This window comes from Bacillus sp. FSL R5-0709 (assembly GCF_038004785.1).
Lineage (GTDB): Bacteria > Bacillota > Bacilli > Bacillales > Bacillaceae_G > Bacillus_A > Bacillus_A mycoides.
This window is the reverse complement of record NZ_JBBORT010000001.1, coordinates 3,352,623-3,370,432: the sequence shown is the minus strand read 5'-3', so window position 1 is coordinate 3,370,432 and position 17,810 is coordinate 3,352,623. Positions and strand designations below refer to the sequence as shown.

At 37.7% G+C, this 17,810-nt stretch carries 11 protein-coding genes; 8 read left to right on the top strand and 3 right to left on the bottom strand.

All coding sequences use genetic code 11. The features are described from left to right. Window positions 1-57: 57 nt before the first annotated feature. Window positions 58-207, bottom strand: a complete 150-nt coding sequence (locus tag MKX37_RS17180) for a YfhD family protein (RefSeq protein ID WP_002128468.1) — start codon at window positions 205-207, stop codon at window positions 58-60. A 133-nt stretch (window positions 208-340) separates the two neighbouring features. On the opposite strand from MKX37_RS17180, the gene fabG reads away from it, so the two are divergent. After that, window positions 341-1,081, top strand: a complete 741-nt coding sequence (gene fabG, locus MKX37_RS17175) for a 3-oxoacyl-ACP reductase FabG (RefSeq protein WP_002128467.1) — start codon at window positions 341-343, stop codon at window positions 1,079-1,081. A gap of 50 nt (window positions 1,082-1,131) precedes the next feature. Here the strand turns inward: fabG and dhaS are convergent, their stop codons facing one another. Next, window positions 1,132-2,616: an aldehyde dehydrogenase DhaS gene (gene dhaS / locus MKX37_RS17170; RefSeq protein ID WP_002014355.1), complete on the bottom strand. Its 1,485-nt coding sequence runs from the start codon at window positions 2,614-2,616 to the stop codon at window positions 1,132-1,134. Between the two features lie 272 nt (window positions 2,617-2,888). Between dhaS and MKX37_RS17165 the strand changes: the two genes are divergently transcribed. From MKX37_RS17165 to MKX37_RS17140, 6 genes are all read left to right on the top strand, one after another. Beyond that, complete coding sequence (locus tag MKX37_RS17165) at window positions 2,889-3,167, top strand: YhdT family protein (protein ID WP_002014357.1); 279 nt, start codon at window positions 2,889-2,891, stop codon at window positions 3,165-3,167. A gap of 3 nt (window positions 3,168-3,170) precedes the next feature. Continuing rightward, entirely contained in the window at window positions 3,171-4,604 is a 1,434-nt protein-coding gene (gene panF / locus MKX37_RS17160) for a sodium/pantothenate symporter (protein WP_002087740.1), read from the top strand. A 134-nt stretch (window positions 4,605-4,738) separates the two neighbouring features. Continuing rightward, window positions 4,739-5,671, top strand: coding sequence for a nucleoside hydrolase (locus MKX37_RS17155; protein ID WP_033708028.1), 933 nt, complete (start codon window positions 4,739-4,741; stop codon window positions 5,669-5,671). Between the two features lie 117 nt (window positions 5,672-5,788). Beyond that, window positions 5,789-6,898 (top strand): serine hydrolase, encoded by a 1,110-nt coding sequence (locus tag MKX37_RS17150; protein ID WP_002128464.1) that lies wholly within the window; start codon window positions 5,789-5,791, stop codon window positions 6,896-6,898. Between the two features lie 101 nt (window positions 6,899-6,999). Further along, window positions 7,000-8,508, top strand: a complete 1,509-nt coding sequence (argH, locus tag MKX37_RS17145) for an argininosuccinate lyase (RefSeq protein WP_078203401.1) — start codon at window positions 7,000-7,002, stop codon at window positions 8,506-8,508. A gap of 66 nt (window positions 8,509-8,574) precedes the next feature. Then, complete coding sequence (locus MKX37_RS17140; RefSeq protein WP_002128462.1) at window positions 8,575-9,408, top strand: GNAT family N-acetyltransferase; 834 nt, start codon at window positions 8,575-8,577, stop codon at window positions 9,406-9,408. A 35-nt stretch (window positions 9,409-9,443) separates the two neighbouring features. Here the strand turns inward: MKX37_RS17140 and MKX37_RS17135 are convergent, their stop codons facing one another. Next, window positions 9,444-10,193: a (S)-benzoin forming benzil reductase gene (locus MKX37_RS17135; protein ID WP_002128461.1), complete on the bottom strand. Its 750-nt coding sequence runs from the start codon at window positions 10,191-10,193 to the stop codon at window positions 9,444-9,446. 117 nt (window positions 10,194-10,310) lie between these two features. Here MKX37_RS17135 and MKX37_RS17130 point away from each other — a divergent pair, with 117 nt between their 5' ends. After that, entirely contained in the window at window positions 10,311-17,783 is a 7,473-nt protein-coding gene (locus tag MKX37_RS17130; RefSeq protein WP_078422223.1) for a DUF7507 domain-containing protein, read from the top strand. The last annotated feature ends 27 nt before the right edge of the window (window positions 17,784-17,810 follow it).

Sequence of the window (17,810 nt, the reverse complement as noted above, 5' to 3'; positions counted from 1 at the left end):
GTTTATTTTGATGGGTAGTAGGTCCCTGTTGAAAAGAATAAGGAACGTTGTAGTTCCTTATTTTTCTGTTGATTGGCGTTTTTGACGTGCATCAGCGGCATTTGCACGTGCGTTTGCTTCTAAGTCATTGTGGTCAGCGAGTTCGCGAGCGAACTCAACATCAATGCCATCGGCAGCTTTGTTTCGATCTACATTCTTTTTTTTCATTCGAAACAATCTCCTTGTGTTTTATGCGGCGTTGCAAAGTTAGTTTGACACAAATAGACTTTTTTATACAAAGAGGATTTGGAAAGCATAGAGCCGAAATATACAATATAACTAATAGAAATGGGGGATAGGGATGGACTTGTTGAATGGGAAAACAGCTGTTGTAACGGGTGCTGCGCAGGGGATTGGAAAAGAAATCGCACGAGTTTTTGCAAAACTAGGGGCCAAAGTATTAATTAGTGATGTAAATGAAGAGAAGCTACAAAAAACGACACGTGAATTATCAGATGAAGGGTATGATGTGAGTTTATATCGATGTGATGTGAGTAATCAAAATGAAGCGAAGTCGTTAATTGAATATGCGGTGCAAAAATTTGGTACATTACATATTTTAGTGAATAACGCTGGAATTACAAAAGATGCAATGTTACATAAGATGGAGAAATCAGCTTGGGAACAAGTATTACAAGTGAACTTAACTGGCGTTTTTTACTGTATGCAGCCAGCGCTTCTTTATATGAGGCAACAAGGGTATGGGCGGATTATTAATATTTCTTCTATTAGTAGGGAAGGAAATATTGGACAAGCAAATTATGCGGCTACAAAAGCAGGGGTTGTAGGTTTAACAAAAACAGCAGCGAAAGAGGTTGGAAGTTTTGGGATTACGTGTAATGCGATTTGTCCAGGATTTATGGATACTGATATGACAAAAACAATACCGGATAAAGTAAAAGAGAAAATGGTTGGAGCGATTCCAGTTGGAAGAATCGGAACGCCGGAAGATATTGCAAACGCAGCTGCCTTTTTAGCATCAGAGTATGCGTCTTACATTACAGGAGAGGTATTAAATGTGAGCGGTGGGTTGCAAGTGTAAATGAATACATAATGAAAAGAACCTGACCGAGTAGGTCAGGTTCTTTCTCGTTAATTTAAGTTAATCCAAACGCTCTTCACTTCTGTATAGTTGTTCAGCGCGTAAGATCCCATTTCGCGGCCAAGACCGGATTGTTTAAATCCTCCAAATGGAGATGCTGCATCAAAGACGTTATAACAGTTTACCCATACAGTACCAGCACGTACTTTACTTGCAACATAGTGTGCTGTTTTAACATTTTCTGTCCACACACCAGCCGCTAAGCCGAATTGTGATTTATTTGCACGTTCAATCACTTCATCAATATCGTTAAAAGGTATTGCAGAAATAACTGGACCGAAAATTTCTTCTTTTGCGATCGTCATTTCGTCATTTACGTCAGCGAATACTGTAGGAGAAACGAAGTAGCCTTGATCGAATGGATTACTTCCTCCGCAAAGTACTTCAGCGCCTTCTTCAATCCCTTTTTCAATGTAGCTCATTACACGTTTTTGTTGTTCTTCGGAAACGAGAGGACCGATTGTTGTTTCAGGGTTAAGACCGGCACCTTGATTTAGTTTTTTAGAATAGAGGACGAGATCAGCCATGACATTATCATACATTTTCTTTGGGATAAATAAGCGTGATCCAGCAGAGCATACTTGTCCTTGGTTAAACATAACACCAGAAAGTGCACCAGGAATCGCGCGAGATAAGTCGGCGTCTGGTAAAATAATGTTCGGTGATTTACCGCCAAGCTCTAAAGTAACACGTTTCAATGATTCAGATGCTTGTCGCATAATTTGTTTACCGACTGGAGTAGAACCAGTAAATGCAATTTTATCAACGAGTGGATGATTAACAAGTGCTTGTCCAGCTGATTCACCGAATCCAGGAACGATATTAATAACACCTTTCGGGAATCCAGCTTCTTCAATTAATTCAGCTAAGTATAGAGCGGATAGTGGAGTTTGTTCTGCAGGTTTTAAAACGATTGTACATCCTGTAGCAAGCGCAGCTCCCATTTTCCACATTGCCATAAGAAGTGGGAAGTTCCAAGGGATAATTTGACCGACGACACCAACAGCCTCATGGCGTGTATAGTTAAAGTAATCACCGGAAACAGGAATTGTTTGACCAACAATTTTCGTCGCCCAGCCAGCATAATAGCGCATATGCTCAATTGCAAGTGGTATGTCTGCCGCCATTGTTTCACGGATTGGCTTTCCGTTATCTAACGTTTCGAGCTGTGCGAGCTCTTCTTTATGCTCTTCCATTAAATCAGCGAGCTTGTACATAAGACGGCTGCGTTCAGCAGTGCTCATGCGTGACCAAGGACCTTCATCGAAAGCCATTCGAGCTGCTACCACAGCTTTATGAATGTCTTCGCGACCAGCTTCAGCAACGATAGCGAGTGTTTCACCAGTTGCTGGGTTAGGAGTTTTAAATGTTTTTCCGGAAGCGCTTTCAATGAACGCTCCGTTCACATATAGTTTCTTTGTGCCTTGAAGAAATTTCTCTACCTTTTCATGAAGATTTACAGCTAGTTGACTCATTGTATAACCCCCTTGAAAATATAATTTAAACGCAGTACGAGACGGCGTTTATTCCGAAATCAAGGATGTGGGAACTAGATGAAAAGCCTCTACTTAAAATCATAAATAAAAAATGCTGAAAATTCAAATTTCATTTTCGTTACAATTGTAAAAAATATGTAATGAAACATTGTATTCTATATAATTACAAAAAATCCTGCGCGTTTTTGTTTTCTAGTAGGAAAAACTAGAAAAACAGTGGTACAATTATACATCGTGAGAGGAGGGGGAAAATGAAGAATTATCATGATGATCCGCGCTTTCGAGTTGCCCATAGAGAAGCGTTAATTGGTCTTGGATTAGCTATTATTAATTTTATAATATGGTATGGATTTGCTTATGGGCTTGGAAGTAAGGATCCAAGTGAATATACATATGTATTAGGTTTTCCAGCATGGTTTTTTTATAGCTGTATCGTTGGATTTATCGTAATGGTTATTTTGCTTATTTTAGTTGTTCGTTTTTTATTTCAAGATATTTCACTCGATGAGGAAGAAAAAAGTGAGGAATGATAGATGAATTGGTATGTAATAATCCCAATGATAATTTCTTTTATCGTTGTGTTTTTAATTGGTGTATATGCATCAAGACGTGTACAAGCAACCGCTAATAATAAATTTTTACAAGAATATTTTCTTGGTGGGCGTGAACTTGGTGGCTTATTATTAGCTATGACGATGATTGCTACGTACGGTAGTGCAAGTAGCTTTATCGGCGGGCCTGGTATTGCTTACAATATGGGTCTTGGATGGGTGCTGTTATCAGCGATTCAAGTTGTAACAGGATATATCGTTTTAACGGTTATTGGTAAAAAGTTTGCTATTATCGCTAGAAAGATGGAAGCAATTACGCTTATTGATTATTTAAAGGGCAGATACAATAATAAAGCGGTAGTTGTTCTTTCTGCGTTATGTATTATAATCTTTTTGTTCTCAGCAACAGTAGCCCAGTGGGTTGGCGGCGGACGATTAATTGAGTCGCTAACAGGACTTTCCTACACAACGGCACTATTTTTATTTACATTTTCTGTACTTGTGTATGTGTTAATTGGTGGATTTCGTGCAGTCGCTTTATCAGATACGTTATTAGGAATCATTATGTTAGTCGGAACAACAATCATTTTAATTGCTACTGTCATTGCTGGTGGCGGAGTTGAAAAGATTATGCAGGAACTTATTCAAATTAATCCGAATCTAATAACACCGTTCGGAGCGGATGGAAGTTTAACGAAATCATATGTCACATCATTTTGGATTTTAATTGGGATTGGTGTCGTTGGATTACCGCAAATTAGTGTGCGTGCTATGTCTTATAAAAATTCAAAAGCTATGCACCAAGCATTAATCATTGGAACGGTTGTCGTCGGTACAATTATGATTGGTATGCATTTAACAGGTGTGTTTGCAAGAGTAGTCCTTCCAGGCATAACGGTACCAGATAAAGTAATGCCGCTACTCGCAATGGAAGTGTTGCCACCTTGGTTAGCTGGAGTTTTCTTAGCTGCACCAATGGCAGCGATAATGTCTACTGTGAACTCATTATTATTACTTGTAAGTTCGTCAATTATTAAAGATATATATGTGAACTACATAAATAAAGATGCCGCGGATAGTACGATAAAGAAAGGTAGCCTATTGATTACTGGTATCGTAGGATTACTCGTATATGCTGCCGCTATTAAGCCACCAGACTTTTTAATTTGGTTAAATTTATTTTCTTTCGGTGGTTTAGAAGCAGCGTTCATTTGGCCGATTGTGTTAGGTTTATATTGGAAAAAAGGAAATGCAACTGGAGCTCTCGCATCTATTTTAGTTGGAGTAGGTTCCTATATGTTTATTCACCTTTGCTACCCTAATCCATTCGGTATACATACAGTTGTTTTCCCGATTTGCTTTGCATTTATCTCTTATATAATTGGTAGTATGGTTACGATGAAAAAAGTAGCATAAAAATATAGAAAAACGTAGGAACTTCTAATATGAAGTTCCTACGTTTTTTGTTTATACAAAATTTATCTTTTTCATTCTGTATTCCGTCATGTATTCATAAAGTAATAACAATTGATGGGATGGAGTTGAGGTCTATGAAAAAAATATTATTTTTAGGAGACCCAGGAATTGATGACTCTTTAGCAATTATGTATGGATTATTGCATCCTGATATTGAGATTGTTGGAGTAGTAACAGGATATGGGAATGTAACGCAGGAAAAGGCGACGAGTAATGCGGCGTATTTATTGCAAATGGCGGGCCGGGAAGATATACCTGTTATTAATGGAGCGAAAATTCCTTTATCTGGGGATTTTGTAACATATTATCCGGAAATTCATGGGGTAGACGGTTTGGGACCTATTAAGCCTCCTAAAACTTTTTCTCCCAATATTAAACCTTTTTGTGCATTTTTCGATATCATTGAAAAATATAAAGGAGAACTAATCATTGTTGATGCCGGCAGATCAACAACATTAGCGACGGCATTTATTTTAGAAAAACCAATGATGAAGTATGTGAAAGAATATTATATAATGGGCGGAGCTTTTTTAATGCCCGGAAATGTTACACCGGTCGCGGAAGCCAATTTTCATGGTGACCCAATTGCATCACAATTAGTTATGCAAAATGCGAAAAATGTGACATTAATACCGCTTAACGTTACATCAGAAGCGATTATTACACCGGAGATGGTGAAATACATTACGAAACATTCTAAAACGAATTTCAAGAAATTAATAGAACCGATTTTCGATTATTATTATAAAGCTTATAAAAATCTGAATCCTAAAATAACAGGGAGCCCAGTGCATGATGTAGTAACGATGATGGTAGCGGCAAATCCATCTCTTTTAGATTACGTGTATCGTCGTGTTGATGTAGATACAGTTGGAGTTGCGAAAGGGGAAAGTATCGCTGATTTTCGCCCGCAACCTGAAGCAAAAGCGTTGAAAAATTGGGTTAAAATTGGCTGGTCTTTACATTATAAAAAGTTTCTAGAGGATTTTGTGAAAATTATGACGTAGACATAATAGTAGCATACAAGTTAAAATAATGGAGATGATTGTTTAAATAATCATCTCCATTATTTTGTTTTTAAGAGATAAATAGAGAAGAGTTACACAATAGGAGAGGAATTTTACTTGAAAAAAACTATAGTATGCGCAGTGATTGTGGGTATTTTTGTTTTGCTGATATCAGGTAACTTTTTAGTGAAAAAAGTGTGGAGTTCAAATAATGATGATGCGCAGTACATAGCATCCTTTATTGAAGAACATAAAGATGAAAAGAATAGTGCACTTTTAATAAAAAGAAATGATAAAGTCGTGTATTCTGTAAATCCGGATGTTGTATTGCCAGTTGCTAGTACGATGAAGTTAATTGTGGCGCTTGAATATACGAAACAAGTTACAGAGGGGAAAATCGATCCGTCTAGTTTCGTTTCAATTAATGATGTGAATCGTTATTATGTGCCGGGTACAGATGGTGGTGCACAAGATAGATGGCAAAATTATTTGCAAAAAAAAGAAAAGATAACTGAAGGAGCGGTTTCTTTAGAAGAAGTTGCAAAAGGAATGGTTAAGTTTAGTTCTAATGCAAATACTGAATATTTAATGGAGGTATTAGGATTAGACAATATTAATCGGAATTTACAAAGTTTAGCACTTCCTGCACATCAACCGCTATTTCCGATTGTTTCATCTTTATACATTCCGGGATATTTGCATAAAGAATTACATGTTCCAAAATATAAAATAGAGAAAAAGTTAAAAGAAATGTCTCAAGAGCAATATCGTGAATATGCTATGATTATTCATGAACGCTTAAAAAAGAAGGGGCCATTATTACAGAAGGAAATTCCTCTGTATTTAGAGGAACGTTACGACAAAATTTGGTCGGATAGATTGCCGGCTGCTTCCGCTAACGATTATATGGTACTGCTTCAAAAGGCAAATCATCAAGGTGGTCTTACAGAAGCGGAAGAAAAAGTGTGGGCGAATATCGTTGAAACAGATATGAGCGCAAAGAAATATCGTAAAACATTCAGACATGCTGGACAAAAGAATGGTTATACACCATGGACGGTAACAAAAGCAGTTTATGCAATGGATAAACGCGGAAACTGTACAGAAATTGTTTTCTTGGCAAATAATTTAAATGAAGATGACAGTGCTGAAATACGTAAACATTTAGCAAATCTACACTTTCAAGTGTTGCAAAGTGATAAGTATGATGCGACTTTTATTAAATAAACTCGGTGCTATGAGCGCCGAGTTTATTTTTATGTACAAGCACTTTTTCACCATCCTTGGGTATGATGGGTAGTAACACTTAGGCGAAAGGGGAAAAGGTGATGAAACAGAGTAAAGAAGAGTTTATTAAGAATGAAGGCGCTGATTTCCCTGGGAAAACATATGTAGATTGTGTATTACAGCACGTATTTAATTTTCAGCGTAATTATTTATTAAAAGATATGTTTCAAGTGCATAGGGCACATATTACTATGTTAACTGAAGAGAAGTTAATGAAAAGAGAAGAAGCGAAAGTTATATTAATCGCACTTAAAAAAGTAGAGGGGATTCCAAAGGAGAAGTTGCTATATACAGAGCAACATGAAGATCTTTTTTTCTTAGTTGAACATTTGCTTTCTCAAGAAGCAAAGTGTGAATTTGTAAGTAATATGCATATCGGTAGAAGTAGAAATGATATGGGTGTAACGATGTATCGCATGAGTTTACGGCAATTTGTATTGCGGTTAATGGAACATCATTTATTGCTGCAAGAAAGTATGCTGGAGCTCGCCGGTGAACATATGGAAACAATTATGCCGGCGTATACACATACACAACCGGCGCAGCCGACAACATTTGGTCATTATATTTTGGCAATTTATGATACGATGCAACGAGATTTAGAAAGAATGAAAAAAGCGTATCATCTTTTAAATCATTCTCCAATGGGGGCAGCTGCGCTTTCTACAACAAGCTTCCCAATTAAGAGAAAACGAGTGGCACAGTTACTTGGGTTTACAAATGTAATTGAGAACTCATATGATGCTGTTGCTGGAGCAGATTATTTATTAGAAGTTAGCTCGTTACTAATGGTTATTATGACGAATACGAGTAGATGGATTCATGATTTTTTACTATTAGCGACGAAAGAATATGATGGGATTACTGTAGCGAAGCCATATGTGCAAATAAGTAGTATTATGCCGCAAAAACGAAATCCTGTTTCAATAGAACATGCCCGTGCTATTACGAGTAGTGCTTTAGGGGAAGCATTTACTGTATTTCAAATGATTCATAATACACCATTTGGCGATATTGTCGATACGGAGGATGACTTGCAGCCGTATTTATATAAAGGAATCGAAAAGGCGATTCGTGTTTTTTGTATGATGAACGCAGTTATTCGAACGATGAAAGTAGAAGAGGAAACGTTAAAAAGTCGTTCATATAAACACGCGATTACGATTACAGATTTCGCAGATGTTTTAACGAAAAACTATGAAATACCATTTCGGCATGCACATCATGCAGCAAGTGCGATTGCGAATATGTCATTGGAGCAGAAAAAGGAGTTACATGAATTAAATTTCAAAGAGATAAATGTATACTTACAAGAAAATTTGAAAGTAAATTTATTAGAAGAAGAGTGGAAAGAAATTATATCACCAGAAGCTTTTATTCAAAAAAGAAATGTATATGGTGGACCGAGTAAAAAAGAGATTGAGCGTATGATTAAAAATCGAAAAGAGTCATTTCAAAAAGAAGAAGAGGTATTTAAAAAGGAAAAACAAAGAATTTTACAAGCTGAAAATGATTTGAATACGTTAGCTTCGAACATTATTAAATCGTAAAAGAAGGATTTGATGAATTAATCGCCAATACTTAATGAAACTATAAATAGAGAGAAGAGATTGTCGATGATTCAACTACATGTATATGAAGAGATTCTTAATTTTACAGAAGAGGTTAAACCATTTTTAGAGAAGAATGAGCAGGAAAATAATCTCATATTAGGTGTATTACAAATGGTCCAAGAACCGATATTTATAGGAGTAGCAAAACAAGAGGAAGAAATTGCAGGTGTATTTCTTCAAACAGAAGAAAAGAAACAAATAATTGTTGCTACGTCTGAGATTTCGGCAGTAGCTATTAAGGAACTTGCAAAAGAGTTAACGAAAGTATATCCACATATTCCTGGATTGATTGGTAATAAAAAAATCGTACAGAAATTAGCGGAAGAGATTGCAGTGTTAGAGAATAAGAAAACTAATGTTGCAATGGAGCAAGGTATATATGAATTAAAACAAGTAAAGAAAAAGTGGAACGGAGATGGAATCTTTCGAGAAGTAAGTAGTGATGAGCTAACATTAATAGAGCAGTGGATATATCAATTTTGCGAAGATGTGAAGCTTCCTACTACGAAAGAAGAAGCGAAACAAACTGCTCATACATTAATTACTAATCGTTGTCTATTTGGTTTAGAAGTAGACGGGAAGATTGTTTCTGTAGCTGCAAAAACGAGACCGACTACAAACAATATAACAGTTAATTTCGTATATACACCGAAAGAAGCTCGGAAAAAAGGGTACGCATCTAGTTGTGTCGCTGCACTTAGTCAACGTATGTTAGATGAAGGCTACAAAACAACGACATTATATACGGACCTGGCAAATCCGACATCAAATAAAATTTATCAAGAAATTGGTTATGAGAAGATTATGGAGTCTGTACTTATATTTTTAGAGAAATAGAATGAAAAGGCACGCTATTATAGCGTGCCTCTTTGTTATTCATCAATTCGAATTACTTCACCCTGCGGGAAATTCTCAGTTTCTAGTAAGTTACGAATAGCTTTCGCAACATATTCAGGTGACAGCAGCTTTCCTTCTTCTTTTAATGCGGTGAATCGATCTAAGTTAATAAAGTCTTCCTTATTTGTTTCACGAATTTGTGCTTGCATATTTGTATCAACAACACCAGGTGCGAAAGCGACAGTTTTTACAGGATATTCTTTCTCCACTTCTTCAGTAGCTACGCACTGTGTAAACATATTTACACCGGCTTTCGTTGTACAATAAGCTCCCCATCCGAAATAAGGATTTTTTCCTGCTCCAGATGAAATATTTATAATGCGTTTTTCTACTTTCCAGTCTTTCGTATGTTTCATGAAAGTGGAAGTAAGAATCATTGGTGCGATTAAATTAATATGAACGTTCGTAATGAATTGTTCACTTTCTGACTTTTCAATAGGTTTCATTGGTGCAAGTGTTCCTGCATTATTAATTAAATGAATCGATGAGACATTGTCTTTTTGAATAGATGAAAAGACTTCGTTAAAATGAGTTTCTAAATTATGTACATCTTGAAGATCTATGGAATGGAAAATATAATTGCTGTCGTTTTGCTCTGCGAGTTTTGCAAGCTGTTTATTTTCTCTCCTAGAAATAGAGATAACGGTTGTATTTTCTTCTAACAATTGCACGGCGATTGCCTCACCTAAACCTTGTGAAGTTCCTGTTACGATAACGTAGCGCATAGTATAGTAAACTCCTCTCCATATATGTGGAATTTTGTTGGACAACGTACATTATATAGTTTGTCTACATTTTATAGTATAGAGCACTTTTTACTATAAATGAAATGAGATGATTGTGTGCCTTTTATGAATCGTTTTACAACAACAGTAACTGGTGCTGTCACGTTCACTGGGAACACGTTGGGACTAAGTCCTACATCACCTGCACCAAACAATAACTTCGGCACGATTGATGTGTTTACAACGTTAAATACATCGCTTCAAGTGCCTGGATTCCCGGCAGGAACAACGAATGACTGGCCATTAAATTCTTCAAGTGCAATTTTGAACCTTCCAGCAGGGAGTAGTGTTTTATACGCAGAACTAGTATGGGCCGGCACATACCGAACCGATACAGAGGATGTTACAGCATTTTTAAATGATAATATTTCATTTACAACACCAGCAGGAACATTTTCTGTTGCACCAGATCCTGCAACTGCGCAGCAAGGTTCAGTTGGGAACCAGTTTTATTATGTTCGCTCTGCTAATGTAACGAATCTTGTAAGTGCAGGTGGGGCAGGCACATATACAACAGGTGCCGTGCCAGCTGCAAGAACTTCAGCTGATCCAACAATCAGTCGTTCAGTTGGCTGGACGCTTGAGGTAGTTTATCAAAATGCAAGTTTACCACTTCGGAATTTGTCAGTATATGCAGGTCAAGAGATTATCGATGCTTCATCCCCGCCAGTTGATGCTACTATTTCAGGGTTTGCTACTCCGGCAACAGGAGCTGTTACAGGAAGAGTGCTCGTAACTGCTCAAGAAGGTGATTCTAACATTGTTGGAGATCAGCTTCGCTTTGGACCGAATGCAAATGCTACAGTCGCATTATTCGGTCCGAGAAACCCCGCGAATAATTTCTTTCAATCACAAATTTGTAATGATAGTGGCAATCTAGATACGAGCGGCACATTTGGAGATTTGAATCAGCCGTTAGGAATCGCTTTAGCGGTCCGAAGACAAGGGTGGGATATTACGAATGTAGATGCCTCATCTTCTTTAGTAAACAATCAAACGTCAGCAACTGTTCGCTTTGTCACAAATGGAGATGGATACGCTGCAGCTGGTTTTGGTGTTCAAATTGATGCGACAGGTCCAATCATTAATCCTGTTAAATCGGTTAATAGAACAGTTGCAGGGGTAGGGGATACTCTCACCTATACGATTACGGTCCCGAACACAGGAACAGGAAGTGCAGAAAACGTTGTATTACAAGATAGTATTCCGAACGGAACGACATTTGTAGCAGGTAGTGTAACGGTAGGTGGAGTAACACAACCGAGTGCGAATCCAGCGAATGGAATTAATTTAGGTACAATCCCAAATAACACGCAAAGAATTGTTACATTTCAAGTTCGAATAACATCGTTCCCGAACCCAAACCCTATTCCAAATCGTGCAATGGTGTCATACCAATTCCGTCCTTTTGTTGGAAGTCCTCCTATCACAAGTACAGCTTCTTCAAATACAGTACAGACGACGGTAAATCGCGCAAATGTAAGTTTGCAAAAATCTGTAGATTTACAGACGGCAACACTTAATGATGTATTAACGTACACAGTTAATGTGACGAATAATGGGAATGTCGCTGCAAATAATGTGATTTTTGTTGATAGTATACCTGCTGGAACAACATTTGTCGCAAATAGTGTTACGGTAAATGGAGTAGCACGTCCAGGAGCGAATCCATCAAGTAGTATTAATCTTGGAAGTATTAATGCTTCACAAACGACTGTAGTACGCTTTCAAGTTCGAGTAACATCTAATCCTCTTGTAAATCCAATTCCGAACCGTGCAAGTGTAACATTTAACTTTACTCCAGTGCCTGGCCAACAACCAATTTCAGGTCAAGCGACAAGTAATACTGTATTTACTACTATTAATATAGCTGATATAAGAACGAGAAAAACAGTGGATAGAGCTTTTGCGACAGTTAATGACGTTCTTACGTACACCGTTACAATTGAAAATACAGGAAATGTACTTGCGACAAATGTTATTTTTCAAGATCCGATCCCAACTGGAACGACTTTTATACCAAATAGTGTAACTGTAGATGGGGTTTCACAGCCTGGAGCAAATCCTGCGACTGGGTTTACAGTAGCGAATATATCTCCAGGTGGAAGTAGGACAGTGACTTTTCAAGTACGAGTCACATCTACCCCATCAGGAGGCACGATTGCGAATCGCGGTAATGTAGCTGCTAATTTCGTCGTTATTCCGAATCAACCGCCAGTAACGATTAATAGGCAAACGAATACCGTTGTAACACAAGTTAATACAGGTGGTTTAAATGTAATAAAAGAAGTAAATACAGCTCAAGCGGCAGTAGGTGATACTTTAACATACACGATTGCCGTCCAAAATACAGGAAACGTTCCGTTAACAAATGTGTTTTTCCAAGACACTATTTCTTCCGCTGTTTCATTTGTTGCAAATACTGTAACGATTAATGGAGTACCGCAAAGTGGATTGAATCCGAATACAGGATTTTCTCTTCCAAATATTCCTGCGGCTCAAACCGTTGTAGTCACATTTGACGTATTAATTGTACAGGATCCAGAAAATGAAGATATTTTAAATCAAGCAAATGTAACAGCAAGTTTTCAAGTGAATCCGAGCGAACCGCCAGTAACAATCAATGTTCCTAGTAACATTGTGAATACAACTGTACAATCAGGGGATTTTGAAGTTGTGAAAGCAGTGAATACGGATGTTGCAACGGTAGGTGATGTTTTAGTATATACAATCGAAGTCATAAATGCAGGTAGTGTACCAGCTACAAATGTATTTTTCCAAGATTCAATTCCACAAGGGACATTATTTATTGAAAACAGTGTATTTGTTAATGGTGTTTTACAAGAAGGGGCAGATCCAGAACTTGGATTCCCATTAAATAATTTGCCTACTGGCGCGAGTGTAATTGTTACGTTTGAAGTATTAATTGATGAAATTCCCCAAGGAAATAATGTCGTAAATAATGCGAATGTAACTGGAGATTTCCTTGTAAATCCAACAGAGCCACCGATTACTGTAACAGTACCAAGTAATACTGTTATGACAGTCGTGAATTCTTCAGGGTTAAATGTAATGAAGAGCGTAAGCGCTACTGAAGCAGGTGTAGGAGATACGTTAACGTATACAGTTCGTATACAAAATAGTGGAACAGTAGCAGCAACAAATGTATCATTCCTCGATCCTATTCCATCTGGAACAACGTTTGTAGCAAATAGTGTAACAATAAACGGAACACCTCAGCCAGGTTTAAACCCAACGACTGGATTTCCGCTTGCCAATATTCCAGTAGGAGGGATGGTAACAGCTGCTTTTCAGGTGACAATCACGAGTGTACCACCAAATAGAGTTCTTCCGAATAATGCAAATGTGACTGCTGATTTTCAAGTAAGTCCTTTGCAGCCACCAATTACAATTGTAACAATTAGTAATATTGTTGTGACGCGAGTGAATGTAGGATCAATTAATGTAATAAAGAGTGTAAACACACCGCAAGCAGGTGTAGGAGATACGTTAACGTATACGATTCTTATTCAAAATACAGGAACTGTTCCTGCAACAAATATTATTTTTCAAGATCCGATTCCTGTTGGAACTGCGTTTGTAGCGAATAGTGTCACGATAAATGGAGTTGTTCAGCAAGGTGCAGACCCTGTGGTAGGTTTTCCAGTTCCGAATATTCCAGTTGGGCAAACCGTTACAGTTACGTTTCAAGTTATAGTGACGAGTGTCCCGAGTGGTGGAAATATTAGAAACCAATCAAACGTTACTGCAAGTTTTCTTATAAATCCAGCTAATCCTCCAATAACGACTGTTACGAATAGCAATTTCGTCGTGACGCAAGTAAACACAGCACAGTTAAATATACAAAAATCTTCATCTGTACAACAAGCGGCACTTGGAGAAATTTACACGTATTCTGTTGTCATTAGAAATAATGGAACGGTAACAGCAACGAATGTCTCTTTCATTGATCCAATTGCTCCAGAAACAACATTTGTAGCAAATAGTGTAGTAATAAATGGAACACCTCAACCTGGATTTGATCCAAATATAGGTTTTACGCTTCCTAATATTGCTGCTGGAACATCATTGACTGTAACGTTCCAAGTAACAGTAGTTGCGCCATCCACGCGCGGAGCCGTACTAAACACCGCATCTGCAACAGCCACTTTTTTATTAAATCCTTTACAGCCCCCTGTAACAACGACGAATACAAGTAATACGACAGTAGTTACGATACCGTTACCTCCTCCTGGTGAAGTAACAGCAACAAAAACAGTTGACGTTGCAACTGGAGCGGTTGGGGATGTATTAACGTATACCGTGCTAATTTCAAACGTAGGAATTATACCTGTTACAGATGTGTTCTTCCAAGATGTCATACCAGAAGGAACGACATTTGTAGAAGATAGTGTAACGATAGGTGGGGTGCAGCAACTTGGTTTAAATCCAGAAATAGGATTTACAGTTACTCCATTATTAATTAATGGTGGAAGTATTGAGGTAACGTTCCGAGTGACGATTACAGAAATTCCAGATAATGAAGTCATATTAAATGATGCAGACGTTACATTTACTTCACAACCAAATCCGCAGGAACCACCGATTACGGAAACGATATTAACAAATTTAGTCGTTACGACAATTAATATAGCGTTTATTTTTCCGTTAAAACTAGTAGATAAAGAAGTAGCGACTGTAGGAGAAATTTTAACGTATGATGTATTGATTTTTAATTTTGGAACAGTGGCAGCGACGAATGTTCAATTTATAGATACTACTTCCGCGGGTGTAGCATTTGTACCAGGAAGTGTGAGCATAAACGGGGTACCAGCACCAGGATTAGATCCTTTTATCGGTTTTACAGTTCCAGATATACCTGTAGATGATTTTGTACTTGTCACATATCAAGAGATGGTAACGAGCATACCAGAAGGTGGAACAGTTGTTAACTTTGTAGATGTTACGGCTACATTTGCTGTAAGTGAAACAGAGCCGCCTATTACTGAAACAACGACAAGTAACACGACATTAACCGAAATAAATGAACCTGGTTTGAATGTTTTAAAATCAGTAAGTGAGCCAATTGTTGCAGTAGGCGATACAATCACATATACGACAGTAGTTCAAAATACAGGGACAGTGACAGCGACGAATATTCAATATAGTGATGTATTACCTTCCTCTATAGCATTCGTGCCGAATAGTGTAACGATAGGTGGTGTGATACAACCTGGGTTCAATCCTAATAATGGATTCCCACTTCCAGATATAAATTCAGGGGGAAGTGTAGAAGTCACATTCCAAGTAACCGTTGTTAGTGTTCCATCAAACGGAACAATTGCCAATACGGCAAATGTTACTGGAAGCTTTATATTAGTACCAGGAGAACCACCAGTTATAGTAAATCAGCCAAGTAACACAACGCTCACAACTGTAAATAGAGGACGCTTTAATGTTATTAAACAAGTCAATAGAGCTGCTACCTTAGTTGGAGATGTATTAACGTATACAGTGCAAATAACGAATACAGGAACAGTAACAGCTAACGATGTTCAGTTTATTGATACGATTTCAGCAGGAGCGTCATTTGTACCAAATAGTGTAACGGTAAATGGAACTCCGCAACCTGGTTTGAATCCGATTACTGGGTTTGGAATTGGCGATATACTTGTTGGCAATACGACTATAGTGACGTTCCAAGCGATAGTGACAAATATTCCATCTTCAGGAACGATAACGAATGTTGCAAATATAACGGGAAGCTTTACTTTAGTACCAGGAGAGCCACCGGTTGTAGTAACAGAGCCGAGTAATACGACAATAACAAGGGTAAATAGAGGACGATTTAATGTTATAAAAACCGTAAATAAAGAAGCAACACGATTAGGGGACACGTTAACTTATAGTGTGCAAGTTACAAATACAGGAACGGTAGCTGCGACAAATGTTCAGTTTATTGATATCCCATCGCCTGATTTAGAATTCGTTCCAGGAAGCGTACAAATAAATGGGATTCCACAAGTAGGTTTAGATCCTTTTGTAGGCTTTTCATTACCGGATCTTGCAGTAGGAGATAGCATACTAATCACATTTGAAGTAAATGTAATCGTAATTCCGCCTTCTAGTAGCATTATGAATACAGTGAGAGTAACTGGAGATTTTGAATTGATTCCAGGAGAACCACCGTTTACAATTACGAATTCAAGTAATACGACAGTCACACCAGTAAATAGAGGCAGTTTAGATATGCTGAAAGAAGTAGATCATTCAATTGTTGGAGTAGGAGAAACGGTAACGTACCGTGTTCGCATATTAAATACTGGTACGGCTGATGCAATGAATGTTCAATTTATTGATGTGTTATCGCCGGAAGCGGCTTTTGTACCAAATAGTGTAACGGTAAATGGAGTAGCACGTCCAGGAGTAAATCCGCAGGTTGGATTTACGATTTTAGACATTCCAGTCGGTGAGACGGCGATTGTAACATATGAAGCTACAATTACAAGTTTTCCAGATGGTGGTACAGTAGTGAACGTTGCTGGGGCATCGGCAGAATATATTTTAGTACCAGGGGAACCGCCAGTTACAGTGATGGACACGAGTAATACAGTTATTGTAACGGTAAATACTGCAATCTTATTTGTTGCAAAAGGAGTAAACTTTGAAGTAGCAATGGTAGGAGATGTTGTCACTTACGGAATTGCTGTTATAAATGATAGTACAGTTCCTGTGACGAATATTATTTTAACAGACATCATTGACCCAAATACGTTATTTATAAATGGCACGGTAACGGTAAATGATGTACCTTTTCCATTTGCCAATCCGAATACCGGTATCCTTTTAGGTGATTTTCAGCCGAATGATGCAGCAATTATTAATTTCCAAGTTGTAATAACAGGAGGGCAAATAAATAACTTAGTAACAAATACAGCTACAGCGAATGGGCTTGCAACTGTAAATCCTAATGAGCCGCCAGTAGTAGTTGAAGGCGATAGTAATACAGTTGTTATCCCGTTTATTCCTCAAAATGTTTCAACAACAGTCGTAAAAACGGCAGATCTTCAATCAGCAACAATTGGAGATGTTATTACGTTTACGACAGTTATTACGAATACGGGGGATACAGCGATACAAAATATTCGTTTTCAAGATATGTTAGATAGTAGTTTTCGATTTGTTCCTGGAAGTGTAACTGTTGATAATACGCCAGTGCCAAATGTAAGCCCAGTATCAGGGTTTCTTATAGGAAGTTTAAATCCAGGTGAAGCACGGACAGTTTCGTTCCAAGTAACAGTTCAGAGTGCACCAAGTGGTTCAGGAAATTATATTAATCAAGCGAGTATTCGCTTCGAACATCAAGTAGGCACAGTATTGCCACCTGTTACACAAATAATAGATAGTAACATAGTTGTCATTCCATTTGTTCCAACGATAGAACAAATTTGTGAAACAAACTTTAATTGTTTAGACAAAATTCCATTTCACTGTTCTCCGTGTAATCAGTTGCGAATAAATAAAAAATAAAAACAAAAAGAGCATCCTGAAAGAATA

What these genes read in the sequence shown, in the direction of transcription:
- MKX37_RS17180 (WP_002128468.1), bottom strand. Translation starts at nt 207, where the DNA reads ATGAAAAAAAAGAATGTAGATCGAAACAAAGCTGCCGATGGCATTGAT.
- fabG (WP_002128467.1), top strand. Translation starts at nt 341, where the DNA reads ATGGACTTGTTGAATGGGAAAACAGCTGTTGTAACGGGTGCTGCGCAG.
- dhaS (WP_002014355.1), bottom strand. Translation starts at nt 2,616, where the DNA reads ATGAGTCAACTAGCTGTAAATCTTCATGAAAAGGTAGAGAAATTTCTT.
- MKX37_RS17165 (WP_002014357.1), top strand. Translation starts at nt 2,889, where the DNA reads ATGAAGAATTATCATGATGATCCGCGCTTTCGAGTTGCCCATAGAGAA.
- panF (WP_002087740.1), top strand. Translation starts at nt 3,171, where the DNA reads ATGAATTGGTATGTAATAATCCCAATGATAATTTCTTTTATCGTTGTG.
- MKX37_RS17155 (WP_033708028.1), top strand. Translation starts at nt 4,739, where the DNA reads ATGAAAAAAATATTATTTTTAGGAGACCCAGGAATTGATGACTCTTTA.
- argH (WP_078203401.1), top strand. Translation starts at nt 7,000, where the DNA reads ATGAAACAGAGTAAAGAAGAGTTTATTAAGAATGAAGGCGCTGATTTC.
- MKX37_RS17140 (WP_002128462.1), top strand. Translation starts at nt 8,575, where the DNA reads ATGATTCAACTACATGTATATGAAGAGATTCTTAATTTTACAGAAGAG.
- MKX37_RS17135 (WP_002128461.1), bottom strand. Translation starts at nt 10,193, where the DNA reads ATGCGCTACGTTATCGTAACAGGAACTTCACAAGGTTTAGGTGAGGCA.